Genomic DNA, 25,415 nt, shown 5'->3' with positions numbered 1-25,415 from the left:
GCCGCGCGCGCCGCTAAGGCGCCGCGCTTGCCCGAATACAAAAGCCGTAGCTGGTTCGCCCGCTACGGCTTTTTCATTTTCGCATTTAGATAATTTAACTCAGCGCATGACTGGCCTCGTCAGCCCGGCCAAAGCATCAGTCACCGGATCAATGGCCATCATCTTTGCGCCAATCTGCTCAAAGCTTGATCCATTGTTCAACCGCGACAGCCGCTCGTTATAGGTCACCGGGCCGATCGCGGCGAGAGTGAAGGCTTTGAAGCCAAAAAATACCAGAACGATTAGGTAGAGCCCGGTCATCGAGAAGCCCCGCCGGGCGCGTTTGGGCAAAATGCTGATCAATCCGTCGCGACCGTCACGGGTGACATAACCGTGCTTCAACTTCCGATGCTTGCGCCCCAGAAGTTCGATCCGTTTCGCGAATTGGGCGCGTCCTTCAGCCATCACAGCCTCCGTAGCAATTCGGCCCCCACCGTTTGCTGCCAATTTGAGTAAAGACAAATTGTGGCAACAAAGGGGCAAAAGGGCCAAATGCAACGAAAATGAGGCGTGAATTATGCGTTAGTTTGCAGCGTTAATGTCGTCCAGTCACCAATGCTCTCACGATGCACCAGATTGATGCCGGATCGTGCATAAACGTCGATCACCTCGTCAGCCTGCTCATTCAGGATACCGGAGAGAATCGCATAGCCCGCAGGCTGCAACGCTTCGGCCATATCAGGTGCCAAGGCGACCAGCGGCCCTTTGAGGATATTGGCAAAGACCAGATCAAAGGGCGCAGCCTCGGCCAATTGCGGGTGGTCAAAGCCTGCGGCCTCGACGCAGGTCACGCGGCCCGACAGGTTGTTGGCATCGACATTGGCCTGCGCCACTTCGACCGCGACTTCGTCGATGTCGCTGGCCAGCACCGGCTCTGGCCAGATGCGCGCGGCGGCCATGGCCAGCACCGCGGTGCCGCAGCCGATGTCGGCCACTTTCCTGCCATGGAACCCCTCGCCCGCCAGACGGTCCAAGGCACGCAGGCAGCCCAGCGTTGTGCCGTGGTGGCCGGTGCCGAAGGCCATGGCCGCTTCGATCAGTAGCGGTTCGCAATCATCGGGCACCTTGTCAGCGTCATGGCTGCCGTAGACGAAAAAGCGCCCCGCTTCGACCGGGGCCAATTCACGGCGCACATGGGCGACCCAATCTGTTTCGGGCAGTTCGGAGACGCTGAAATCTTTCGCGCCCATCGCCTTGGCCAGCACCGCCAGCGCGGCGGCGTCAGGCTTCTCCTCGAAATAGCCGCCGACTTCCCACAGACCCGAGCCATCTTCCATTTCAAAAACGCCAACGCCGGTGGGTTCAGGCGTCAGCCGTTCCATTGCCTCGCCCAAGGCATAGGCGGGGTCGCGGCCTGTGAGAGTCGTCAGGGCGGTGAAAGTCGGCATGGCGCGGTCCTTTGCTACGGTGCGGTTGCGCTTCGCCTAGGGCCGCGGGCGCGCCGGGTCAAGCCATGCTGGTTTTCGCGCGCTACTCGGCGGCTTGGGGCACGGCACGTTGAAAGATCGTCTCATTCCCCGGTGCCGGGTGCCGCGGGATCAGCAGCGACAGCATCAGCGAGACCGCTGCCATCCCCGCGGCAAGGAAGAACACTGCTGCAGGCGAGATGAGCCATAGCAGGCCCAGCCCGACCGGCAGGAACACCGCCGCGATGTGATTGATGGTGAAGGCGACCGCCGCCGTGGGTGCGATATCTGCGGGGTCGGCTATCTTTTGAAAATAGGTTTTCAGCGCTAATGCGAGTGCAAAGAACATGTGATCCAACACATAGAGCGTCGCCGCGATCACCACGCCCCAGCCGAGGTAATAGACACCGCCGTAAGCGAGAAAGACAAGGATCAGCCCGACATATTCGACCGTGAGCGTCCGGCGTTCGCCAAAATGGCCGACCGCGCGACCCATCAGTGGGGCAAAGATCATATTGGCCACGAGGTTGATGAGATAGAGCATGGTGATCTCATGCACTTCAAAACCGAAGCGTTCGACCATCATAAAGCCCGCGAAGACCACGAAAATCTGCCGCCGTGCACCGGACATGAATTGCAGCGCGTAATAGAGCCAGTAGCGTTTGCGCAGGATCATCTTTTTGTTCTGCACCGTGGGGGCTTCGAACTGCGGATAGGCCAGCATGGCGATGATTGCGATGGCAACGGTAACGCCGCCGCCGATCATGTAGACGATGCTATAGCTCAGGTTCAGCGTTTCCCACAGCGCCATGATCGCCAGATAGGCTACCAGCGTCGCCAGCGATCCGGCCGCCATGAGCCAGCCTATCATGCGCGGGGCATCCTCGATTTTCAGCCATTGAAGTTGCAGCGATTGGTTCACCGTCTCGTAGTAGTGAAACCCGATCGAGCTGAGCATGGTGATCGTCAGGATGCCGCCCATGGAGGGGAAATAGGCGGTGATCGCCGTGGCTGCCCCCAGAAGGGTCAGCGACACCAATCCCAGCACTTGTTCACGCACGAACAGTAAAATGGCGATCACGCCGATCGCCAGAAAGCCGGGGATTTCGCGAACCGTGTGCAGCAGGCCAATGTCGGACCCGTCGAAGTCTGCCACTTCGATGACGAAGTTGTTTAGCAGCGCCGACCATGTGTTGAAGGCGATGGGCATGGCCAGCGCCATGAGGAACAGCAGAGCCACGGGGCGGCGCCAGAACGGCAGGCCTTTGGCTTCTTCGAGGGTGATATAGCGGGTCATGCGGATTTATTACGCCCGGCATGCGGGAATGGCGAGAGAAAAGGCAAACGATGAGCCGGGCAGTGCCAGACCGGGGGCTGGCGCATATGATCTCTCAGCTGGGCAGTTTATTGCAGCAGCTCATGTGGCACATACGCAAGCCGCCACTCCGATTGCAAAAGCGCCAGGCCAGGGGCCGGTCTGGCGCTGCCCGGCGGCCTTCGGCCTTGATTCCGGGCTGTTGTGTTACCGGCAGACGTCGTGCCAGCCAGCCTCAGTGAAAACTCTGCGGATCAATATCCACAGCCAGCCGCAAATCGCCCTTCAGCCGCACCGAACCGATCCAGCGGCTCAGCGCCTCCTGCAAGGCCACACTCTTATCCGCCTTCACCAAGAGCCGCACCCGATGCCGCCCGCGCACCCGCGCAATCGGCGCAGGTGCCGGGCCAAAGACCTGCGCCCCCACGGCCCGCAAAGGCCCGTCATGCCGCGCAAGATGGTTACCCAGATCAAACACCGCCGCCGCATCGCTACCGCTCAGAATGATCCCCGCCATCCGTCCATAAGGCGGCACCCCGGCCTGCCGCCGCTCGCCAGCCTCGGCGGCCCAGAACTTCTCTTCCTCGCCAGCCAAGATCGCCCGGATCACCGGATGCTCGGGCTGATAGGTCTGCAACAGCGCTGCGCCGGGCGCCTCGGCCCGCCCCGCACGCCCCGCCACCTGCCGCATCAGTTGAAACGTCCGCTCCGCCGCGCGCAGGTCCGACCCGGTCAGCCCCAAATCCGCATCGATAACCCCCACCAAGGTCAGCTTGGGAAAATTATGCCCCTTGGCGACCAGTTGCGTGCCGATGATGATATCCGCCGCCCCCTCGGCAATCCCCGCAATCTCGGCCTTCAACGCCCGCGCCGAGCCGTACATGTCAGAACTCAAGGTCGCGATCCGCGCCTCGGGCCAGAGCGCAGCCGCCTCCTCTCCCAGCCGCTCCACGCCGGGACCGATGGGGGCGAGCTTGCCTTCGACCTGACAAGACGGACAGACCTCGGGCATCGGCTTGGTCTCGCCACATTGGTGGCAAACGAGCCGCTTGAGAAACCGATGTTCCACCATCCGCGCGTCACATTGATCACAGCCAATCTGCTCGCCACAGGCGCGACAAAGCGTGATCGGCGCATAGCCGCGCCGGTTGATAAACAGCATCGCCTGCTCGCCCCGCTCCAGCCGCGCATCGACCTCGCGTTTCATCTCGGCCGAGATCCACTTGTCGCCGGGCAGCCCCGCCTGCCGCATGTCGATCGCCCCCATCTGCGGCATCACCGCCGGGCCAAAGCGCGAGGTCAATTCCAGCCGCCGATACTTGCCCGCCTCGGCATTGGCCCAGGTCTCAAGGCTTGGGGTGGCACTGGCCAGCACCACCTGCGCGCCGCAGATTGACGCGCGCAGCACCGCCATGTCGCGGGCGTTATACAGAACTCCGTCTTCCTGCTTGTAGGACGTATCGTGCTCCTCATCGACAACGATCAGCCCAAGGCTCTGAAACGGCAGGAATAGCGCCGACCGCGCGCCGATGACCAATTGCGCATTGCCCTCGCCCACCATGCGCCAGATGCGGCGGCGCTCGGTCATGGTGACGCCGGAATGCCACTCGGCGGGCTTCGCGCCAAAGCGCTCCTCGACCCGGTCCAAGAACTGTTCGGTCAGGGCGATCTCAGGCAGCAGCACCAATGCCTGCCGCCCGGACTCAATCGCCGCCGCCACGGCTTCGAGATAAACCTCGGTCTTGCCCGATCCGGTGACGCCACGCAGAAGGGTCGTGCCATAGGCCTCTGCCTTGATACCTTCGCGCAAAACCGCCGCCGCTGTCGCCTGATCTTCGGTCAGCGCCTTGCCGGGCAACGATGGATCCAGCCGCCGGAACGGCAGATCGCGGGGGCTTTCCTCTTCGCGCACGGCACCTTGATCGACCAAGCCTTTGACCACCGAAGAGGTCACGCCGGCCATCTCCGATAGCTCCTTCAGCGTGAAGGCCAGATCGCCGTATTCCTCCAACACCGCCATCACCCGCTGGCGCGCGTCGGTCATGCGGGCGGGCACACCATCCCCTGCCCGGTAGATCTTGCGCATCGACGGCGGATCGCCCAAGCCCGGCGCACGGGTCGCCAGCCGCAGCATCGCGGGCAGCGGGGTCAGCGTATAGGCGGCCGAGCGCAGCAAAAACTCGCGCATCTCGTCGCGCATCGGCGGGGCGTCCAGCGCCCGGATGACATGGCGCACTTTATTGATGTCGTAATCCCCGGCCCCCGGCCCCCAGACCACGCCCATCACCTTGCGCGGGCCCAATGGCACCTCGACGAACGCCCCCGCATGGCAGCCACCTTCGGGCGCGCGATAGTCCAGCGCGCGGCCCAAAGGCTGGGTGGTCATCACCGACAACAACTCGCCATGATGGTAGAATTCAGCCATGTCTGCCGCATGCTCCGTGTCGCTTGGGGGAATTGAGGCTTTAAGCATCGCAGATCATGCGGTAAAGCCAAGGCAAGCAATAGACCTGTTAGCGATCACATTCCAACCCGGAAGGAAAGCCCATGAAATTCTTCGTAGATACAGCCGAGATCGACGCCATTGCCGAACTCAATGACCTTGGCATGGTCGACGGCGTGACCACCAACCCCTCCCTGATCCTGAAATCGGGCCGCAACATTCTCGAAGTGACCAAGGAAATCTGTGACCTCGTCGACGGTCCCGTCTCTGCCGAAGTTGTGGCGCTGGAAGCCGACGCGATGATCGCCGAAGGCCGCAAGCTCGCGGAGATCGCCGACAACATCACCATCAAGCTGCCGCTGACATGGGACGGGCTGAAAGCCTGTAAGGTTCTTTCGGGCGAAGGTCACATGATCAACGTGACGCTCTGCTTCTCGGCCAACCAAGCGCTGATTGCGGCCAAAGCTGGGGCGACCTTCATCTCGCCCTTCATTGGTCGTCTGGACGACATCAACCTTGATGGCATGGACCTGATCCAAGACATTCGCACCGTCTATGACAACTACGGGTTCGAGACGCAGATCCTCGCGGCCTCCATCCGCAGCGTGAACCACGTCCTCGACGCCGCGCGCATCGGTGCCGACGTGATGACCGCGCCGCCAGAAGTGATCAAGAAGCTGGCCGCGCACCCGCTGACCGACAAAGGCCTGGAGCAGTTCATGGCCGATTGGAAAAAGACCGGTCAGAACATCCTCTGATCCGGCCTACACGGCAAAACAATAAACCCCTTCCGCCCTTGGCGGAGGGGGTTTTTCTTTGCCCTATGCGGCGTTGCCTTCGACGGTCAGGTGATCGCCCGACCACAGGCCGGGGCGCACCTCGGCCTCGGCCGCGCCTGCCCGGATGCGACGGCACTGCCCCACGGGAATCGCCGGAGCCTGCAACACCAGGTCCATGCCATGCGCTGCCGTCTGCGGCAGCAATGCCGCGTGCATCCCGTCCAAGGCCACCGACACATCGCAGGGCAGATAGACGCTCGCCCCGCCCACGCCGGTATCCTCTTGCCACGGGGTCAACGGCGCGCCGACCGCGCCGACACAGCACACGGCGGTCTGCAATTCAATCGCCCGCGCCCGCGCACAGCTAAAGACGCGGTTATAGCCGGTGATCATATCGGTCTTGGCGGGGATGATGACCAGATCGAGGTTTAGCTCCCCCAGCTTCGACCAAAGCGCGGTGTATTCCGCATCAAGGCAGATCGCGATCACGCAGCGCAGCCCGTTCCACTCAAACAGGTTGATCCCCGTGCCCGCGATGGTCACGCCACTGGCGCCATTCGCCTCCAGCGGGGTCAGGCTCAATTTATTTTGCACCTGCATGCCGCCGCCCGGCGTCAGGAACCACGCTTGGTTCAGGTAGCCTTCGGGCGCATCGACAGAGGGGAAAGCCACTGGGAAGGTGCCGGGCAACAGTGCCACGCCGGTCTCCTCAACCATGCGGCGCATTGAATCGAGTGCAATCACGGCGGTTTGCGCCAACCAACCCAATTGTTGATCTGCGGGCAGGTCCACCGGGGCGAAACTCAGCCATTGCGCGCAGCAGAATTCCGGCATCACCAACAATTGCGCCTCGCGCGCGGCAGATTGTTGCAGACGCAGCTCGACACTGGCGAGCCAGCTTGGCAGGGAATCCGGCGCAACCTGAAGATTGGCCGCCCAAAGATCGACAGAGACATGTTCCATGTGAGATTTCCTCTCCCGGGAATGGCCATCTCACCACATCCGGGGATATGCGGCAGGCTTAGATCACGCGCGCGGCTTTGCGGCTGAAATCCGCGCGTTGACCGAAGCAAACACCCCCGGGCCGCTTTTGTTCCCGAGGGCTTCGTTCTACATCAGCGGCCTGACGCAGAGCGGCAACAAAGACCGCAGGCGGCAGGACCGTGACCAATTTGGGGCAGACCTTGGTGCCCCACCATGTTATGACACCGCAAATAAAAAAGAGACGCCCATGAGCAGCAGCCCCAAAATCGACGACGCCCTGCGCGAGGCGATCATCTCAGCGCCCGACGTCATCCTTGACGACAGCGACGTGATGCAGGCGCTGATTGCGGCCAATGAAAAGGCCATGGGCGGCAACATCGTCGATCTGCGCGGCATTGCGATGGAGCGTTTGGAAACCCGCCTTGATCGGCTGGAAGATACCCACCGCAGCGTCATCGCGGCGGCCTATGAGAACCTCGCCGGGACCAATCAGATCCACCGCGCGATCCTGCAAATGCTGGACCCGGTGGAGTTTGAAACCTTTCTGCGCAATCTGGGTGGCGAAGTGGCCGACATCCTGCGCGTTGATGCGGTGAAACTGGTGCTCGAGTCGGTCCAGAACGACAATGATCCGGCTGTACAACGTTTGGGCGATGTACTGACCGTGGCCGAGCCGGGCTTTATCGACGACTATCTGTCTCAAGGGCGCGGCGGCATGGTGCGTCAGGTGACCCTGCGCGCACTTCAAGACGGTTCTGAGGCGCTGTATGGCACCAAGGCGGGCTGGATCCGTTCTGAGGCCTGCCTAAAACTCGATTTCGGCACAGGCCGCCTGCCCGGCCTTCTGGTCATGGGGGCCGAAGACCCGCATATGTTCGGCCCGCAGCAAGGGACCGATTTGCTCACCTTCTTTACCGGCGTGCTGGAACGCACCATGCGCCGCTGGCTGTCTTGAGCGAGAAGGCAAATCCGCTGCTGATCAGCCCCGCCGCGCGGGATGCGCTGCAAACGTGGCTGGCGCATCAAAGCGCGTTGAAGGACGCAGCAGAGAATACCATCACCGCTTATCGTGGTGATGTGACCGAGTTTCTCACCTTCATGACGCTGCACAAAGGCGATACCCAAGGTTTGGGGGCGCTGGCAAAAATCACCATCAGCGACATGCGCGCTTGGATGGCCAGCACGCGCAGCGGCGGTGTAGGCTCGCGCTCTGTCGCGCGCAAACTCTCGGCGGTAAAAGCCTTCTACCGCTGGCTGGCCGAGCGGGAGGGGTTCGAGCCCACTGCCGTTCTGCTCGCGCGCTCACCCAAGTTCCAAAAGAAGCTGCCCCGCCCGCTGGCCGAAGACGCCGCCCGCGCGCTGATCGATTGCGTCGAAACCCAAGCCCGCGCCCCATGGGTCGCGGCGCGCGATGTGGCTGTGCTGACGATGCTGTGGGGCTGCGGCTTGCGGATTTCCGAGGCGCTCGCCCTTAAAGGCGGCGATGCGCCCCTGCCAAATAGTCTGCGCATCATCGGCAAAGGCGGTAAGGAACGGGTCGTACCGGTGCTGCCCGCCGCCCGTGCTGCCGTCGAAGATTACCTCGCCCTCTGCCCCTACCCGCAAGAGCCTCATGCGCCGCTGTTCCGTGCCATTCGCGGCGGAGCTTTGGGTGCCCGCGCCGTAGCGCAGGTCATGGCCGATGCACGAATGCAACTGGGGCTGCCCGCCACCGCCACGCCCCATGCCATGCGCCACAGCTTTGCCACCCATCTGCTCGACGCAGGCGGCGATCTGCGCGCGATTCAGGAACTGCTGGGCCATGCGTCGCTCTCGACCACGCAGGCCTATACCGCCGTCGACACCGCGCGACTGATGGAAGTCTATAACAACGCCCACCCCAAAGCGGGTCGCTGACCCTCTTGCGCCCTGCGCTCCGATCGCCATATTGGGGCCAAGCGAGGACGACCTCCCCCATATGGGTACACACTCGGGACGACCCGACCAATACCGGGACCGCCCCCATGCGCAGTACTGCAGACCGCATCCGCCACGCCATCAGCTTTGAAATTCTCGCCCTTTTGATCGTCACGCCCATGGGCGCATGGCTTTTTGATAAGCCATTGCATGAGATCGGCGTTGTCACCATCGTCAGCGCCAGCATCGCAACGGGATGGAACTACCTTTACAACCTCGGGTTCGACCACGCCCTGCGCCGCCTGCGCGGCACGGTGCGCAAGACGGTGCCGATCCGCGTGCTCCATGCCGTGACCTTCGAGATCGGCCTGCTGTTTGTGCTGATGCCCTTCATCGCGTGGTACCTGAGCATCTCGCTGATGGAGGCCTTCCTCATCGACGTGAGCTTCGCGCTGTTCTACCTGATCTACGCCTTCGTCTTTAACTGGGTCTACGACGTGATCTCCCCGGTGCCTGAGCCTGCCCGCCCATCTTAATCAGCGCGCAGGCGGCTGACGAACTCAGCCGCCGCCTCTGCCGGATCGCGCGCGCCCTCGGCCACGGCATCACTGAGCCGTGCCAGATCGTCCTTCGCCTGCGGTGTCTCCAACTGCGCCAAAAGCCTCTGTTTCACGTCTTGCTCGAACCAATAGCGCGCCTGCGCGGCCCGTGTTCGGTCCCAAAACCCATTTGCGCGCCGCCATTCGATTAGCTCCTGCAGCGCGGCCCAAGTCTCGTCCAGCCCGTCTTCCTCAAGCGCCGACACAGCGGTGGCGCGGGGGTAACCTTCGGGGTCTTGCGGGCGTTTGCGCAGCAGACGCAGTGCCCCGGCATAGTCGGCGCGGGTGCGGGCAGCGGTAGATTTCAGATCACCATCCGCCTTGTTGATCACAATCAGATCGGCAATCTCCATGATGCCGCGTTTGACGCCCTGCAACTCGTCGCCGCCCGCTGGCGCCAGCAGCAGCACAAAAGCGTCCGACATCTCGGCCACCACGGTTTCAGACTGGCCGACGCCCACAGTCTCAATCAGCACCACGTCGAAACCCGCCGCCTCACAGAGCCGCACCGCCTCCCGCGAGCGGCGCGCGACACCGCCGAGGTGGGTCTGGCTGGGAGAGGGCCGGATGAAGGCATTAGGGTCGCGGCTGAGCCGGTCCATCCGCGTCTTGTCGCCCAAGATCGACCCGCCCGAACGCGCCGAACTGGGGTCCACCGCCAGCACCGCCACGCGCATGCCCTGCGCGGTCAGCATCATGCCAAAGCTTTCGATGAAGGTGGACTTCCCCACCCCCGGCGTGCCCGAGAGCCCGATGCGCAGCGCCTGTCGGTCGGTCGGCAGCTTTGCCAGCAATTCTGCAGCCGCCGCACGGTGATCCGCACGGCCCGATTCCACCAGCGTAATCGCTCGCGCCAGTGCGCGACGCTCGCCTGCTATGATGCCCTTGGCCAGATCGTCGATATTCATGCGCCAACTTTTGCGGGGGCGGCGCGGAATTGTCCATCCCCACCCTTGGCGCGGCGGCGGCTTTGCCCGATAACCGCGCCATGTCCAACGCTGATTTCGCCCTGCCCATCGACGCCGTCCTGCCTGAGGTCATCTCTGCCCTGCGCGACACGGGCCGCGTCGTGCTGCAAGCGCCCCCCGGTGCGGGCAAGACGACGCGCGTGCCGCTGGCAATGCTCGACGCTCGCCTGACCAAGGATCGCATCCTGATGCTGGAGCCGCGCCGCCTTGCGGCCCGCGCCGCGGCCGCGCGCATGGCCGAAAGCCTTGGCGAAGAGACCGGCCAGACGGTGGGTTTTCGGGTGCGCGGCGCTTCGGCGGTGTCGAAAAACACCCGCATTGAGGTCGTCACCGAGGGGATCCTGACCCGCATGTTGCAAGACAACCCTGATCTGCCGGGCGTCGGCGCGGTGATCTTTGACGAATTTCACGAACGCTCGCTCAACGCCGATCTTGGCCTCGCGCTTTGCCTCGAAGTCGCGGGTGCCTTGCGGGACGATCTGCTTCTCGTCGCCATGTCCGCCACACTCGATGCCGCCCCGGTGGCAGAGTTGATGGAAGCCCCCATCGTCACCTCCGAAGGCCGCAGTTTTGAGGTGCAGCCGCGCTGGCTCGACAAGCCCATGGGCAAGCAACGGCTGGAGAATGCAGTGGCCGACCTGACGCTCAAGGCGCTTGCGGAGGCCCCCGGTTCGGCACTGGTCTTCCTTCCCGGTGAGGGCGAGATCAGGCGGGTGGAAGCGCTTTTGCGCTCTACTCTGCCAAGCGACTGCACCTTGGCCCCGCTCTTCGGTGCGCTGGACTTCAAGACGCAGCAGGCCGCCATTGCGCCCGTGCGGTCGGGGCGGAAGGTCGTGCTGGCGACTTCCATTGCCGAAACCTCGCTCACCATCGAAGGCATCCGCATCGTCGTCGACGCTGGCCGCTCGCGCCGGGCGCTGTTCGACCCCGCATCAGGCATGTCGCGGCTGGTGACCGAACGTGTGACCCGCGCCGAGGCCACGCAACGCGCGGGCCGGGCCGGGCGGGTTGAGGCGGGCGTGGCCTACAAACTCTGGACGCGCGGCGAAGAAGGCGCGCTGGCCGCCTTCCCCCCGGCGGAGATTGAGGCGGGAGACCTCACCGGCTTTGCGCTGGAACTGGCGCTATGGGGCGCGCAGGCCGAAGAATTAAGCTTTGTCACCCCGCCCCATGCGGGCCGTTTGGCCGAAGCGCAGGCGGTCTTGCGCATGCTCGGTGCGTTGGACGACACGGGCCGCATCACCGACCATGGCCGCAAATTGGCCAAGCTGCCCCTGCACCCGCGTCTGGCGCATATGGTCGCGCGCGGCGGTCCGCGTGCGCCGCTGCTCGCCGCCCTTTTAGCCGAGCGTGACCCGATGCGCGGCGCGCCGGTGGACCTGTCGCTGCGGATGGATGCGCTGGCCGGGAAACGCACCGTCGCCGCGCCCCATGCCCCGACGCTGGCGCGGATCAAGGCCGAGGCCAAACGGCTAAGTCGGATGACGAAAGCCGATGGGCCGGACGCTTTGGGCGTTCTCGCCGCCCTTGCCTATCCGGACCGCCTTGGCCTGCGCCGCAAAGGCGATGCGCCGCGCTATGTTCTGTCGGGTGGTAAAGGCGCAGTTCTGCCTGAGGCTGACCCAATGGCGGGCGCACGGCTGCTGGTGGCGACCGATCTGGACGGCGACCCACGCGAGGCCCGGATCCGGCAGGCGGCGCTGATCACGGATGCCGAATTACGCGCCACGTTCGCCGATCAAATCCAATGGCAGGACGTCTGCCTCTGGTCCCGCCGCGAGGGGCGTGTGCTGACCCGGCAACAAGAGGTCTTTGGCGCATTGGTTCTGGAAGACCGCACATGGCCAGATGCCCCTGCCGAGGCCGTGGCCGTGGCGATGCTCGACGGTGTGCGACAGTTGGGGTTGAAACCCGGCAAGGCCGCAACGCTGTTTCTGGCCCGTGCGCGGCTGATGTCCGCGCCTTTCCCCGATTTCAGCGAAGCGCATCTGATGGAAACGCTTGATGACTGGCTGCTACCGCATCTCGCAGGTGTACGCAGCACCGGCGATTGGAAGGGGTTTGACATCACCCCGGCGCTGAAAGCGCCGCTGACATGGGAACAGCAGCAAGAGTTGGACCGCGCCGCGCCTGCGCATTTCGAAACCCCGCTGGGGCGGCGCGTGGCCATTGACTACAGCGGTGAGACCCCCGGCATCTCGCTGCGCCTGCAAGAGATGTTCGGCGTGACCCGGCATCCTACCGTGGGCGGGCAGCCGCTACAGGTCACCCTGCTCTCCCCCGCTCAGCGCCCCGTGCAGGTCACGATGGACATTCCGGGGTTCTGGGCCAGCTCCTATGCCGATGTGCGCAAAGACATGCGGGGTCGCTACCCCCGCCACCCTTGGCCCGAAGACCCCACGGTGGCAGACCCTACCCTGCGCGCCAAACCGCGCGGCACCTAAACTGGCAACGCGCGCCGAAAAAGGCGCGCGGTCAGGTCGGTTATGCCGTGGTGATTAGGCCGCGACGAACTTCAGCGAGACTCCATTGAGGCAATGCCGCTTGCCCGTCGGCTCAGGCCCGTCGTCGAAAATATGACCTAAGTGGCTGCCGCAGCGGTCGCAGTGCACCTCAGTCCGGCGCATGAAGAAACTGTTGTCCGGCATCGTCTCGACCGCATCTTCAAGCGGCTGGTAAAAGCTCGGCCAGCCGGTACCGCTTTTGAACTTGGTCGCAGCGTCATAAAGCGGCTGGTCACAGCCCTTGCAAATAAAGGTGCCGGGACGCGTCTCATCGTTGAGCGGGCTGGTAAAGGCACGTTCCGTATCGCCTTCGCGCATCACGGCATATTCGGTATCGCTCAGCATGGCGCGCCATTCGGCCTCGCTGCGCGTAATCTCAAAATCGCCCTCGACATAGGCTGCCAATGCACCGCGTGTGCCCAGCCCGATGGCGGTGGCGCCCAGAAAGGTCGATGTCAGAAAATGACGTCTGTTCATGGTGTTACTCCTCGCGGTGGGGTGAGATAGCGCCGGACCAGCATGGAGGTACTGGCCCGGCTACATCGTACGGGACGCCCTTTATTTGGGGACCAGCACGCTGTTGACAACGTGGATCACGCCGTTTGACTGGTTCACATCTGCGATAGTTACGCGCGAGGCATTGCCGTTTTCGTCAAGGATATAGACGTTCTTGCCCTTTACCTGTGCCGACAAAGCGTCGCCCGATACCGCTTCGAAATGGTAGAACCCATCGCTGGAGGCGCGTGCCTTGGCGGCGATATCAGCGGCAGACCATTTGCCCGCGACAACATGCGCGGTCAGCACTTTGGTCAGCATCTCTTTGTTTTCGGGCTTCAGCAGCGTCTCGACGGTGCCAGCGGGCAGCGCGTCAAAGGCGGAGTTAACGGGGGCGAAAACGGTGAACGGGCCTTCGGAAGCCAGCGTGTCGACCAGACCGGCAGCTTTCACAGCGGCGACCAGCGTGGTGTGATCGGCGGAGTTCACAGCGTTCTCGACAATGTTTTTTTCCTCGAACATGGGTGCACCGCCCACTTCAGGATTGGCGGCGATCGCACCGGTGGCCAGCAGAGTGGCAGCTGCGGTCGCGGCGGCGAGTGTTTTGAAATTGATCATTGGTTTTCCTCCTCAGAAGCCTCCCGTTTTGGGGGGCGATGCTGAACCCACGGGCCGGGATGGGGAGGAGTTTCAAAAAGGTCCAAAAAACTTTCAGAAGGGTGAGATCGTTGTTTTAAATGGATAAAGTCACAAAGCCCAGCTTGGGGCAAGCTGGGCGTTCTGGCTTTTATAGTTCGGCAACGGCCCCGACGGCCATGATGGACCCCGTAGGGGCACCCTCCGGCGCGCCGCCCGGCGGCTCGTCGGTGATGGCCAGTGTGATCTGCGCCGCTTCGGGTGCCAGATCGGCAGGCAAGGCCACGCGGTTTACATCGCCTTCAGGCAGAACGCCCAAGGAGATCGGAGCGCGGTCGGGCAGGATCGCCCAAAGCTCCAGCACGCGGCCCTCGGGGGCGGTGCCAGACACCCGACGCAGCGCGATATCGCCGCGCGACATGTCCATAACGGCCAGCATTTCCAGCGCACTGTCTTCAGCGGCCATACGGGCGGCATAGACGTCGCCCGGGGTTTGTACCGGCGTTTCGCGCAGCATCGGCAAGGCAAGGAAGGCGACGGTGGCGAGTGCTGCAACCGAAATACCCTGCCAGAGCCAGAGGCGCTGTAACAATGGCACATGGCGCGTGGGGAAAAGCCGCGACATCAGCGATTTGCGCAGTCTCGCGGGCGGGGCGACAGGTGCGATATCATCAGTCAGCGCGACGAAACGCTCCTGCCAATCGGCCACGTCACGGGCAAATGCGCGGTCATCCAGAAGGCGCGCGCGTGCGGCCACGCGTTCTTCGCCTTCGAGCAGACTAAGGGCCACCTCGGCGGCCAGCAGATCGTCGTCTTCGGGTGGGATGATGGGGGTGTCACTCATGCGCTCATACACTCCCGCAGGCTCATCAGCCCGCGTCGCAGCCATGTGCGCATTGTATTAAGGGGAACGTTAAACCGCGCAGCAAGATCGGCATAGCTATCGCCGTCAAGGTAGGCCCCGCGCACCGCAGCGCCGCGATCCGCATCGAGATCATCCAGACAACTGGTCAGGCGTTTCGCCTCTGACGCGGCAACGGCGGATTGCTCCGGGTTCGGTCCGGGCGCGGCCAGCTCCAACCCCGGCGTGTCGATATCCTGATGGCCCTTTCGGATCGCACGCAGTCGGTCAATCGAAGTATTGCGCGCAATGGTAATCAGCCACGTCATCGGCGACAGACCATTGGCCTGATAGCGGTCGGAATTGTTCCAGATTTTGACGAAACTGTCCTGCATGGCGTCCTCTGCTGCGGCCCGTGTATCCAACACACGCAGGCAGACCCCGAATAGTTTCGCAGACACCCGATCATAAAGCGCCTCAAAGGCGGCACGATCCCCCAATGCAACCTGTGCAATCAGACGTTCAATCTCTTCACGGTCGCTGTCCAATGGCCACTCCTTTGGGCGTTGATGTCTTTTTCGGCACAGCAATCATGGTGCGACAGCCGCTACAAAAGTCAACGATGCAATAGAACCGCATCTTTCAAATGCCACCCTGCCCCATCCTTGGGCCGTCGCGCAACCCGTCGCGGGAAAACGAAAAATCGCCCTGCCGTTCACAAAGATTGCAGGCTCTGGATGCTTAGGCTACCCACAATTCAGAGGGGAATGCGCAAAGGGAGACTGTGCATGCAAAACGCGCTTGAGACGTCTTATGACGTGGTGATCGTGGGCGGGGCCATCTATGGCTCGGCCTTGGCTTGGTGGTTGACCAACACGCCGGGGTTTGACGGCGAAGTGCTGGTGGTGGAGCGTGACCCCACCTATGAGTTTGCCTCAACCAGCCACACAAATTCCTGCATCCGCCAGCAGTTCACCGCGCCGGTAAACATCCAGATTTCGCAGTTCGGGGCCGAGTTTATTAAGAACTTCCGCCACTTCATGCATGACGATCCCGAGGTGCCGGACCTGGCGCTGCAAAGCTTTGGCTACCTCTACCTTGCCGACACGCCGGAGTTTGCCCAGACCCTGCGCGAGGCGCAGAGCATTCAGGCCTCCATGGGGGCGCATACCCAGCATATGACCAAGGACGAGATTGCCGCGCGCTATCCGTTCTACATGCTCGACGATGTGATCGCGGGCAACCACAACACAGTGAACGAAGGCTACTTCGACGGCGGCACTATGTTTGACTGGTTCAAGCGTATGGCCAAGCGTCGGGGCGTGACCTTTATCCATGACGAGGTGACGGGCATGACGCTGAACGCGGCTGGCAGCGCCGTGGATGCGGTGACGTTGAAATCGGGCGCACAGGTCTCCTGCGGCACGGTTGTAAATGCCTCCGGGCCCCGCGCGGCGGCGACGGCCCAGATGGCGGGGATCACCCTGCCCGTGGTGCCGCGCAAACGCTACACCTTCATCTTTGACGCTGCCGAGCCGCTTGAGATGGACCTGCCGCTGACCATCGACCCCAGCGGCGTGCATATGCGCCAAGAGGGCAAATACTATATGGCCGGTTGCCCGCCCGAAGATGACTATGACGCGGCCTATGATGACTTTGCCTTTGACCATTCGATTTGGGAGGAGAAGGTCTGGCCCATCATCGCCACCCGCGTTCCGGCCTTTGAACGGGTCAAGGTGATCAATGAATGGGTCGGCCACTACGCCTTTAACACTGTAGATCAGAACGCAATTGTCGGGCGGCACGACAAGGTTGAGAACTTCGTCTTCATGAACGGCTTTTCCGGCCATGGGTTGCAGCAGGCCCCCGCCATCGGGCGCGGCACGGCTGAGTTGATCACCCATGGAGCCTATCGTTCGCTTGACCTGACCCCGCTGGATTACGCGCGGATCGTCCGCGCAGAGAAATTTGTTGAAAAGGCCGTAATATGAAACAGCGCGAAAACACATTCCTCACGGCCATTCGCGCCGGGAAAAAGCAGTTGGGGCTTTGGGTCTCCCTCTCGGATGGCTATGCCGCCGAGGTGGTGGCCCATGCCGGCTATGACTGGGTGATGCTGGATATGGAGCATGCGCCGAGCGATATGAAGTCCGTGCTTGGGCAGCTTCAGGCGTTCTCGGGCAGTGACACCACGGCGATGGTGCGGCCCGATTGGAACGACGCGGTCAAGGTCAAACGCCTGATGGACCTCGGCGCACCGGGGCTGCTGTTTCCGATGGTGCAATCGCCTGACGAGGCCCGCGCTGCCGTCGCCGCCTGCCGCTACCCGCCGCGCGGTATCCGGGGCGTGGCCGGGCTGAACCGCGCCAACCAGTTTGGCCGGGTCGAGGATTACAACACCGAGGTTGAAAACCAGACCGCCATCCTGATCCAGCTTGAAACCCGCGCCGCCGTCGAAAACGCCGCCGCCTTTGCTGAGGTTGAGGGGATCGACGGCATCTTCTTTGGCCCCGCCGACATCGCCGCAGACTTGGGCCATCTCGGCCAGACCCTGCACCCCGAGGTGTGGGAGGTGATCCGCCCGGCTGCGAAGCTGTTGATGGACAAGGGCATTCCCGTCGGCACGCTGGTTACCGACCCCGATTTCGCCGCCCAATTGCTGAACGAAGGCTTCACCTTTGTCGCCTGCGGCACCGACGTGGGCCTTTTGGCCAAAGGGGCCGATGCCCTGCGCGCCCAAGTGCGCGGCAAGATTTCTGAGACGTGAAAGGAAGATATTATGAAATTTAAGAAACTGGTCCTGACAGGTGCTGCCGGTCGGCTTGGCTCCTACCTGCGCGAGCCGCTGGCCGCGATGTGCGAAGAACTGGTCAGCTCTGACATCGCCGAGGACATTGGCAAACTTTACGACGGCGAGCGCTTTCAGAAGGCCGATCTGGCGGAATACGATGAGGTTGCAGCCCTGATGGAAGGCGCCGACATGGTGGTGCATTTCGGTGCCATCGTGGACGAGAAGCCTTTCATGGAACTGCTCGGCCCGAACTTCGTCGGCTCCTACAACGTTTGGGAATCGGCCTATCAGGCCGGGGTGCGGCGTGTGGTCTATGCCTCCTCGATCCACGCCGTGGGCATGCACAAGAAATCCGACTTCATCGGCATCGACGCCCCGCACAAGCCTGACACGTTCTACGGCCTCGCCAAATGCTTCACCGAAGACCTCGGCTCCATGTATTGGGACAAGCGCCAGTTGGAATCCGTGCACCTACGCATCCTCAGCGCCGCGCAGGTCAACAACTCCCGCGCGCTCGGCTCGTGGCTGTCCTATGACGACCTGATCCAACTGGTGACCCGCGCCGTCGACACGCCTTCGGTCGGTTTCTCGGTCATCTACGGCGTGTCGAACAACGACCGGGCGCCGGTGGACAACGCCAAGGCATCATTCTTAGGCTACCGCCCGAAAGACAACGCCGAGCAATTCGCCGAAAAAGTGCTGGCCGAGGAAGGCCCCGTCGACATCACCGACCCCGGTCAGATGTGCCACGGCGGCCCCTTCGCCAAGGTCGATCTGGGCGAGAGCGGGTTGGCGCAGATGACCATCGTCAACGACAAGAAAGAAACCTGATCAGGCTCCGAGGAGGGACCGTCATGAAACTGCAAGACCTTGAAGTGATCGTGACGGCCCCGCCTGCCCCCGGCTGGGGCGGTCGCTACTGGATATTGGTCAAAGTGACGACCGACACCGGCGTGATCGGCTGGGGCGAATGCTATGCCGCCAGCGTCGGGCCTGAGGCGATGCGCGCGATTATCGAAGACGTTTTTGTCCGGCATATGCAGGGCGAGAGCCCCGAGAATATCGAGTTGATGTTCCGCCGCGCCTATTCGTCGGGCTTCACCCAGCGGCCAGACCTGACCGTCATGGGCGCGTTTTCCGGCCTTGAGATCGCCTGCTGGGATATTCTCGGCAAAGACCGCGACCGCCCGGTGCATGCGTTGATCGGTGGGCGCACCAATGATCGGGTGCGCGCTTATACCTACCTCTACCCGCTGCCGCATCACGATGTGGCGGCGTTTTGGACCTCGCCCGAGATGGCGGCGGAATCGGCGGCAGACTGCGTGGCGCGGGGCTATACGGCGGTGAAGTTCGACCCCGCTGGCCCCTACACGCTGCGCGGCGGGCATATGCCTGCGAGGTCCGACATCACCACCTCCGTAGCCTTTTGCAGAGCCATCCGCGAGGCGGTGGGCGATAAGGCCGATTTGCTGTTCGGCACCCATGGGCAGTTTACAACTGCGGGCGCGATCCGTTTGGGCAAGGCTTTGGAGCCTTACGATCCGCTTTGGTTTGAGGAGCCGATCCCGCCCGACGCGCCCGAGCAGATGGCCAAGGTCGCGCGCGGGGTGCGCATTCCGGTCGCAACCGGCGAACGACTTACCACCAAGGCCGAGTTCGCGCCGCTGCTGCGCTCCGGGGCTGCGGAAATCCTGCAACCGGCGCTTGGCCGTGTGGGGGGCATTAACGAGGCCAAGAAGATCGCCGCCATGGCCGAGGTTTACAACGCGCAGATCGCCCCGCATCTCTACGCCGGACCGGTGGAATGGGCGGCAAATGTGCAGCTGGCCACAGCGATCCCGAATATTCTGATGTGCGAGTGCATTGAGACACCGTTTCATGATCAGTTGATTAAGGGGGCGATCCGGGTCGAGGAGGGGTTTATCGCAGCCCCCGACGCGCCCGGTCTGGGGATTGAGGTGGATGAAAATCTCGCCCGAGCGCATCCCTATACGGAAGACGGGCTGCATCTGGAAATGCAAGAAGCGCCCTGTGACTATGCGAACGGTAACAACTTCCAAGGCGGCGCGCCAAGCAAAAACGACTAGGGCCAGCGCCTGCCCGCGGGTCGGCGATCCCGACGGTGACCCTTGCCACTTTATGGTTCAACCAAGGTGTGCCTTCGCAGAGTTGCACCCAGCCTCACCCAATCGCCTACCCGGGGGGCGGGCAGGCGATAGCCCGGCGCCTGCGGCTTGCTTCCGGGCCTGCGCTCCTTTTACCCAAGCAAATCCCGCGCCGCCGCCACGATCCCCTCCCGCGAGGGCAGCGTCGCCGCATAGGCCGGACCCGTCGCGATAAAGCTGTCCTCCGCCGTCAGCCGCGCAAAGCGCTCAACGCCCTGCTCCGCCATCAGCGCCATCAGCCCCTCGGCCTGCCCACCTGTGCGGCGACATTCATCAACGATCAACACAGGCCGATCCCCAATTGCCTCCATCAACGCTGCTTCCGGCAACGGCGCTAACCAGCGCAGATCAATCACCCGCGCATCCACGCCCGCCTCCGCCAGATCCCGCGCCGCCTGCTGGCTGAGGTAATGCCCGTTGCCATAGCTTACGATCGCCAAATCCGCGCCCTTGCCCGAGACACCAACCTCGCCCAGGCCAATCCGCCGATCCGGCGCCGGGTAGTGCCGCATCCAGCCGCCATCTCCGGCATCCACCAGATCGCGCATCGGATAAAGTGCAATCGGCTCGATAAAGACCACCACCCGCTGTTCCTCACGCGCCAAACGGTGCGCTTCGCGCAACATCATCGCCGCATCATCCCCCGCCGAGGGGCAAGCAATGATGATCCCCGGAATGTCACGCAACACGGCCAGCGAATTGTCATTGTGAAAATGCCCGCCAAAGCCCTTCTGATAGCCCAGCCCTGCGATGCGCAGCACCATCGGATTGGTCCATTGCCCGTCCGAGAAGAAGGGCAACGACGCCGCTTCGCCGCGCAACTGGTCTTCGGCGTTGTGCAGATAGGCGAGGAACTGGATCTCAGGCATCGGCACGAAACCGTTATGCGCCATACCGATGGCGAGACCCAGGATGCTCTGTTCATCCAACAGCGTGTCGATCACACGCCCCGGCCCGAACCGGCCCTGCAACTTCTGTGTAACGCCATAGACCCCGCCCTTGCGGCCCACATCCTCGCCCATCAGCATGGTCTCAGGATGCGCCAGCATCAGGTCGTGCAGCGCCCAGTTGATCAGCCGCGACATCGGCTGTGGGTTGTCCATCTGCGCCATATCGCTGCCGAATGTCTCGGCACGGACCTCGGCACTCGGCCCGTTGCTGGACGCGCAATTACGCTTGGGCGGCACAAGGCTTGCCATTACGTCCGACGCTGTCTTGAGCCGAGGCCGTTTCACCACTTCCTCCGCAGCCTTGGCCACCGCGTCCTGCGTATCGCGGTAAATCGCCAGCGCCTCATCGGCGTTCATTCCAGCCTCCACCAACAGCCGCGCGGAATGCAGCAGCGGATCATTCGCCTCATCAGCCTCAACCTCTGCACGCGGCAGATAGGACGTCGCCACATCCGCCCCCGCATGACCATAGAGCCGCACGGTGCGCAGATGCAGGAAGGCGGGCTTACGGTGGACCCGAACATAATCCGCCGCCTCTTTTGCTGCCGAGAAAGCCGCATGAAGGTCCAGCCCGTCGCCCTCGAAATACTTCAAGCCCGGTCGGGCAGACATGGAGGCCTTGATCCATCCCGTCGGTGTCTTGGTCGAAATTCCGATGCCATTGTCCTCACAGACGAAAAGCAGCGGCAGCGGCACGCCCTGCACCGCGGTCCAGCAAGCCGCATTGATCGCGCCTTGGGCAGTGGAGTGGTTGGCCGAGGCATCGCCAAAACTGCACATGGCAATCGCATCGCGCGGCAAGATCGCATGCTCAGGCCGGTTGCGCCGCGCCATGCCGATGGAATGCGCGGCCCCCACGGCCTTGGGTAGGTGGCTGGCGATGGTTGAGGTTTGCGGCGGGATCATCAGCGGGCGCGAGCCCAGCACTTTGTGCCGCCCGCCGCTGATCGGATCGTCGGCAGAGCAAGCGAAACTCAGGAGCATATCGCGCAGCATGTCCTGCCCTTCGGCCTGATCGGCCCGGGCGATCTGGAACGCCGCATCGCGGTAGTGCAAAAACGCGATGTCATCGACGCGCAGCGCTGCCGCCACTGCCGCCATGCCTTCATGGCCCGACGAGCCGATGGTATAAAACCCCTGCCCTTCTTTCTGCATGACACGGCTTTGCAAATCGAGTGCGCGGCTCAGCACTTGTGCGCGGTACAGCTGCTCTAACTCGGCACGATCAAGCGCCTTTTCATCAGAGGTGGAAACGGGAAAATCCCCCGCCGCAACGCGACGGAGGAAGTTCTCATGAACGATTGCAACGCGGTCCATGGGGCCTCTTGGTATTTGAAATTTTGCCTCAAGGGAGGCGCGTTGGGGGGAGGTGATCCCCCCAAACCGTTTCTTAAAAGAACGCCTGCAGGCCGGTCTGGGCACGGCCCAGGATCAGCGCGTGGACGTCATGGGTGCCTTCATAGGTATTCACCGTCTCAAGGTTCATCATGTGGCGGATCACTTGGAATTCACCGGAAATACCGTTGCCGCCATGCATGTCCCGCGACATGCGCGCCACGTCCAGCGCCTTGCCGCAGTTGTTACGCTTGACGATCGAGATCATCTCAGGCGCGGCATTGGCGGCATCCATCAGACGACCTACTTGCAGCGAGCCTTGCAGGCCCAGCGAGATTTCGGTCATCATGTCGGCCAGTTTCTTCTGGAACAATTGAGTCTGCGCCAGCGGCTTGTTGAACTGCTTGCGGTCCAAACCGTATTGGCGCGAGGCGTGCCAGCAGAATTCGGCGGCGCCCATCGCACCCCAAGAGATACCGTAGCGCGCACGGTTCAGACAGCCGAACGGCCCTTTCAGACCCTGCACATTTGGCAGCAACGCGTCTTCACCGACTTCGACACCGTCCATGACGATTTCACCGGTGATGGAGGCCCGCAAAGACAGCTTGTTGCCGATCTTCGGCGCGCTCAGACCCTTCATGCCTTTTTCCAGCACGAAGCCACGGATCTTGCCGTCATGCGCTTCGGACTTGGCCCAGACTACGAAAACATCGGCGATGGGGGAGTTCGAGATCCACATCTTGGAGCCGGTCAGCTTATAGCCGTTCTCGGTCTTCACTGCGCGGGTTTTCATGCCGGCAGGGTCAGAACCCGCATCAGGCTCGGTCAGGCCAAAGCAGCCAATCCATTCGCCCGAGCAAAGTTTCGGCAGGTACTTCTGACGCTGCTCTTCGGAGCCGTAGGCATAGATCGGATACATGACGAGGCTCGCCTGTACCGACATCATCGAACGGTAGCCACTGTCGACCCGCTCCACTTCACGCGCAACCAGTCCGTAGGAGACATAGTTGCCGCCCAAGCCGCCGTATTCCTCGGGGATGGTGACGCCCAGAAGGCCCATATCGCCCATCTCGCGGAAGATGCCTGCGTCGGTTTCTTCATTGGCGAAGGCGTCGATGACGCGGGGCTGTAGTTTTTCTTGCGCATAGGCGTGGGCAGAATCGCGGATCATGCGTTCGTCTTCGGTCAGCTGGCTGTCGAGGCGGAAGGGGTCGGTCCAGTCAAAGGTTCCAAGATCGGGTTTGTCTTTGGCGCGCAGCTTGGGGGCTTCGGCAGTCATGAGGCATCCTTTCGGGTGATGTGATTTGGCGCAGTATTGCAAATTGCGCCGGGGAACTCTATCGCTGCTTTGTCCTGTGTTCATGAGAAAAACTCATATGATTGCGCCGCGTCGTTTCTTGCCCTCGATCTCAGCCTTGCTGTCGTTTGAGGCGGTCACAAGGCTTGGCACCGCCACGGCGGCGGCGCAGGAATTGAACCTGACGCAGAGCGCGGTAAGCCGCCAGATCAAGACGCTCGAAGAGCAACTGGGCGTGTCGCTGATGATCCGGCAAGGGCGACGGCTGACCCCGACCCAAGCGGGTTTGGACTATGTGACGCAGGTGCGCGATATCCTGAACCGTTTGGCCCAGGCCTCGGTCTCGGCCCGGACCAACCCTACCGGCGGCACGCTAGATCTGGCGATCCTCCCCGCTTTCGGAATGCATTGGCTCGCGCCTCGGCTGCGCGATTTCGCGCGCGCGCATCCTGAGGTGACGGTGAACCTTTCGACCCGGCTGCACCCCTTTGCCTTTGCGGGCAGCCGCTTTGACGCCGCCATTCATTTTGGTCATGAAGACTGGCCCGGCGTGCGCTACCTGCCGCTGCTGCCTGAAACGGTCGTGGCGGTCTGTGCGCCTGACCTGCTGGCCGAACCGTTGGAAGACGCGCGCGATGTGCGGCACCTGCCGCTGCTGCATCTGGAGACCCGCCCGCGCGGATGGGCGCGGTGGCTGTCGTCGCTAAGCGTGACCGAAGAGCCGCCGGGCGGCATGATGTTCGACCAATTCTCGACCATGGCGCAGGCGGCGATCCACGGGTTGGGCGTGGCATTGCTGCCGACCTTTTTCGCCCGCCCCTATCTGCGCGATGGGCAATTAGTGCTGGCGGCCTCACAGACCACCCAAAGCATCGGCAATTACTACCTCGTCTGGCCAGAAGACCGGGACGAAACCGCAGCGCTCGCGTCCTTTCGCGGCTGGCTCGCGCAGCAGGCGGAGCCGGTGGCGACCGATTGAACCAGTCCATAGCGGCCAAAGTTATGCCGCATTCACCCTGTACAACACCAGCCAATCCGCCCGCATCGGGGCAATCTAAAGGAGCAGATGATGCTAACTTCATACCGCAAAAGCGCTGGCGCTCTGGCCCTTGCCATGAGCGTTTTCGCGGTCTCCGGCGCGCTCGCCGAAACCCGCAATGTGCTGATCGTTGACGGCGCCTATTTCCCTTCGCAGTCGCATGTGCAGCCGGGCGATCAGGTGATCTTTACCAATAATGCCACCGGCAGCCATACGGTCACCGGCGAGGGGGAGGCTTGGACCAGCGGCGCGATCCCCGTGAACGGCAGCTATACGCTCGACATCACCGCAGAGACCCCCACGAGCTTCAGCGGGCAAACCATGGAAGAGCCCGTTTTTGAAGGCTTTATCAGTTTCGACGTGCCTGTCACGCAGTAACGCATAGGCCTTAGACACCCTAAAGCCCTGCACTCTACTGCGGGGCTTTAGGGTTTTAAGATGCGGCCCTATTGGGCAAAGACGCGCTCCATATCGGCAAAGCCCTTGACCTCAATCGGGTTGCCCGAGGGATCGCGGAAAAACATCGTTGCCTGCTCGCCGGGCTCTCCCTCGAAACGCAGCGAAGGCTCGATCACGAAATCGACCTCTGAGCCCTTCAGCCGTTCGGCAAGCGCCTTCCAATCGTCCATCTGCAAGACCACGCCCAGATGCGGCATCGGCACCATATGCTCGCCCACTTTTCCGGTTGCCTGTGTGGCAAAAGGCTCCCCCAGATGCATCGAGATTTGGTGGCCGAAAAAGGAATAATCGACCCAAGTCTCGGTCGAGCGGCCCTCGGTGCAGCCCAGCACATCGCCATAAAAGGCACGGGTCTCATCAAGGTCGCGGACGTTATAGGCAAGGTGAAAGGGGGTGAGCATGGGTCGTCTCCTATCTATCTGCTGCCCTGTGTAGCCTGCCCGGTGTAAGGTGCAAGGGTGCTACGTTCCTCTC

Annotated in this window: 24 protein-coding genes; 11 read left to right on the top strand and 13 right to left on the bottom strand. The window is 62.5% G+C overall.

What is annotated here, in order from left to right; genetic code table 11:
- Positions 1-99 precede the first annotated feature (99 nt).
- From K3759_RS03995 to K3759_RS03980, 4 genes are all read right to left on the bottom strand, one after another.
- Entirely contained in the window at positions 100-444 is a 345-nt protein-coding gene (locus K3759_RS03995) for a hypothetical protein (protein WP_259984426.1), read from the bottom strand.
- A gap of 110 nt (positions 445-554) precedes the next feature.
- A complete protein-coding gene (locus K3759_RS03990; protein ID WP_259984425.1) occupies positions 555-1,427 on the bottom strand; it encodes a 50S ribosomal protein L11 methyltransferase in 873 nt (290 codons plus the stop codon).
- Between the two features lie 82 nt (positions 1,428-1,509).
- Complete coding sequence (locus tag K3759_RS03985) at positions 1,510-2,742, bottom strand: MFS transporter (protein WP_259984424.1); 1,233 nt, start codon at positions 2,740-2,742, stop codon at positions 1,510-1,512.
- 253 nt (positions 2,743-2,995) lie between these two features.
- Positions 2,996-5,185, bottom strand: a complete 2,190-nt coding sequence (locus K3759_RS03980) for a primosomal protein N' (RefSeq protein WP_259984423.1) — start codon at positions 5,183-5,185, stop codon at positions 2,996-2,998.
- A 122-nt stretch (positions 5,186-5,307) separates the two neighbouring features.
- Here K3759_RS03980 and fsa point away from each other — a divergent pair, with 122 nt between their 5' ends.
- On the top strand, positions 5,308-5,961 hold the full coding sequence (gene fsa / locus K3759_RS03975) for a fructose-6-phosphate aldolase (protein ID WP_259984422.1): 654 nt from the start codon (positions 5,308-5,310) through the stop codon (positions 5,959-5,961).
- A gap of 63 nt (positions 5,962-6,024) precedes the next feature.
- Here fsa and K3759_RS03970 read toward each other — a convergent pair whose 3' ends face one another.
- Positions 6,025-6,945 (bottom strand): nitrilase-related carbon-nitrogen hydrolase, encoded by a 921-nt coding sequence (locus tag K3759_RS03970; RefSeq protein ID WP_259984421.1) that lies wholly within the window; start codon positions 6,943-6,945, stop codon positions 6,025-6,027.
- A 268-nt stretch (positions 6,946-7,213) separates the two neighbouring features.
- On the opposite strand from K3759_RS03970, the gene K3759_RS03965 reads away from it, so the two are divergent.
- The 3 genes from K3759_RS03965 (at position 7,214) to K3759_RS03955 (ending at position 9,398) form a co-directional block, all read left to right on the top strand.
- Positions 7,214-7,921 (top strand): DUF484 family protein, encoded by a 708-nt coding sequence (locus K3759_RS03965; protein WP_243262433.1) that lies wholly within the window; start codon positions 7,214-7,216, stop codon positions 7,919-7,921.
- The gene (locus tag K3759_RS03960) at positions 7,918-8,862 is read left to right on the top strand and encodes a tyrosine recombinase XerC (RefSeq protein ID WP_259984420.1); all 945 of its coding nucleotides are present in this window, start codon (positions 7,918-7,920) and stop codon (positions 8,860-8,862) included. The genes K3759_RS03965 and K3759_RS03960 overlap by 4 nt, the downstream gene beginning before the upstream one ends.
- A 107-nt stretch (positions 8,863-8,969) precedes the next feature.
- Positions 8,970-9,398: a PACE efflux transporter gene (locus tag K3759_RS03955; RefSeq protein WP_259984419.1), complete on the top strand. Its 429-nt coding sequence runs from the start codon at positions 8,970-8,972 to the stop codon at positions 9,396-9,398.
- On the opposite strand, the gene meaB is transcribed toward K3759_RS03955, so the two are convergent.
- Entirely contained in the window at positions 9,395-10,369 is a 975-nt protein-coding gene (gene meaB / locus K3759_RS03950; protein WP_259984418.1) for a methylmalonyl Co-A mutase-associated GTPase MeaB, read from the bottom strand. The genes K3759_RS03955 and meaB overlap by 4 nt on opposite strands.
- A gap of 80 nt (positions 10,370-10,449) precedes the next feature.
- On the opposite strand from meaB, the gene hrpB reads away from it, so the two are divergent.
- Positions 10,450-12,873 carry an ATP-dependent helicase HrpB gene (hrpB, locus tag K3759_RS03945; RefSeq protein WP_259985558.1) on the top strand — a complete coding sequence of 808 codons (2,424 nt, stop codon included), beginning with the start codon at positions 10,450-10,452 and terminating at the stop codon, positions 12,871-12,873.
- A 54-nt stretch (positions 12,874-12,927) separates the two neighbouring features.
- On the opposite strand, the gene msrB is transcribed toward hrpB, so the two are convergent.
- The 4 genes from msrB to K3759_RS03925 form a co-directional block, all read right to left on the bottom strand.
- Entirely contained in the window at positions 12,928-13,410 is a 483-nt protein-coding gene (gene msrB / locus K3759_RS03940; protein ID WP_259984417.1) for a peptide-methionine (R)-S-oxide reductase MsrB, read from the bottom strand.
- An 81-nt stretch (positions 13,411-13,491) separates the two neighbouring features.
- The gene (locus K3759_RS03935; RefSeq protein WP_259984416.1) at positions 13,492-14,046 is read right to left on the bottom strand and encodes a fasciclin domain-containing protein; all 555 of its coding nucleotides are present in this window, start codon (positions 14,044-14,046) and stop codon (positions 13,492-13,494) included.
- A 169-nt stretch (positions 14,047-14,215) separates the two neighbouring features.
- Positions 14,216-14,908, bottom strand: coding sequence for an anti-sigma factor domain-containing protein (locus K3759_RS03930; protein ID WP_259984415.1), 693 nt, complete (start codon positions 14,906-14,908; stop codon positions 14,216-14,218).
- The gene (locus K3759_RS03925) at positions 14,905-15,453 is read right to left on the bottom strand and encodes a sigma-70 family RNA polymerase sigma factor (protein WP_259984414.1); all 549 of its coding nucleotides are present in this window, start codon (positions 15,451-15,453) and stop codon (positions 14,905-14,907) included. Before K3759_RS03925 ends, K3759_RS03930 begins: the two co-directional genes overlap by 4 nt.
- Positions 15,454-15,693: 240 nt before the next feature.
- On the opposite strand from K3759_RS03925, the gene K3759_RS03920 reads away from it, so the two are divergent.
- Genes K3759_RS03920 through K3759_RS03905 form a run of 4 tightly spaced genes read left to right on the top strand, consistent with a single transcriptional unit; the run spans position 15,694 to position 19,783 of the window.
- Positions 15,694-16,896 (top strand): FAD-binding oxidoreductase, encoded by a 1,203-nt coding sequence (locus K3759_RS03920; RefSeq protein ID WP_259984413.1) that lies wholly within the window; start codon positions 15,694-15,696, stop codon positions 16,894-16,896.
- Positions 16,893-17,672 (top strand): HpcH/HpaI aldolase/citrate lyase family protein, encoded by a 780-nt coding sequence (locus K3759_RS03915; RefSeq protein WP_259984412.1) that lies wholly within the window; start codon positions 16,893-16,895, stop codon positions 17,670-17,672. The genes K3759_RS03920 and K3759_RS03915 overlap by 4 nt, the downstream gene beginning before the upstream one ends.
- A gap of 12 nt (positions 17,673-17,684) precedes the next feature.
- Positions 17,685-18,527, top strand: a complete 843-nt coding sequence (locus K3759_RS03910) for an NAD(P)-dependent oxidoreductase (RefSeq protein ID WP_259984411.1) — start codon at positions 17,685-17,687, stop codon at positions 18,525-18,527.
- A 23-nt stretch (positions 18,528-18,550) separates the two neighbouring features.
- Positions 18,551-19,783, top strand: coding sequence for a mandelate racemase/muconate lactonizing enzyme family protein (locus K3759_RS03905; RefSeq protein WP_259984410.1), 1,233 nt, complete (start codon positions 18,551-18,553; stop codon positions 19,781-19,783).
- A gap of 170 nt (positions 19,784-19,953) precedes the next feature.
- Here K3759_RS03905 and K3759_RS03900 read toward each other — a convergent pair whose 3' ends face one another.
- Both K3759_RS03900 and K3759_RS03895 read right to left on the bottom strand, forming a co-directional pair.
- Complete coding sequence (locus K3759_RS03900) at positions 19,954-22,128, bottom strand: thiamine pyrophosphate-dependent enzyme (protein ID WP_259984409.1); 2,175 nt, start codon at positions 22,126-22,128, stop codon at positions 19,954-19,956.
- Between the two features lie 73 nt (positions 22,129-22,201).
- Positions 22,202-23,425, bottom strand: coding sequence for an acyl-CoA dehydrogenase (locus K3759_RS03895; RefSeq protein WP_093926936.1), 1,224 nt, complete (start codon positions 23,423-23,425; stop codon positions 22,202-22,204).
- 97 nt (positions 23,426-23,522) lie between these two features.
- Between K3759_RS03895 and K3759_RS03890 the strand changes: the two genes are divergently transcribed.
- Positions 23,523-24,422 (top strand): LysR substrate-binding domain-containing protein, encoded by a 900-nt coding sequence (locus tag K3759_RS03890; RefSeq protein ID WP_259984408.1) that lies wholly within the window; start codon positions 23,523-23,525, stop codon positions 24,420-24,422.
- A 90-nt stretch (positions 24,423-24,512) separates the two neighbouring features.
- Positions 24,513-24,860 (top strand): hypothetical protein, encoded by a 348-nt coding sequence (locus tag K3759_RS03885; protein WP_259984407.1) that lies wholly within the window; start codon positions 24,513-24,515, stop codon positions 24,858-24,860.
- 68 nt (positions 24,861-24,928) lie between these two features.
- Here K3759_RS03885 and K3759_RS03880 read toward each other — a convergent pair whose 3' ends face one another.
- Positions 24,929-25,342: a VOC family protein gene (locus tag K3759_RS03880; RefSeq protein ID WP_259984406.1), complete on the bottom strand. Its 414-nt coding sequence runs from the start codon at positions 25,340-25,342 to the stop codon at positions 24,929-24,931.
- Positions 25,343-25,415 lie beyond the last annotated feature (73 nt).

The organism is Sulfitobacter sp. W027, assembly GCF_025143985.1.
GTDB lineage: Bacteria > Pseudomonadota > Alphaproteobacteria > Rhodobacterales > Rhodobacteraceae > Sulfitobacter.
This window is presented reverse-complemented; position numbering and strand designations above follow the sequence as displayed.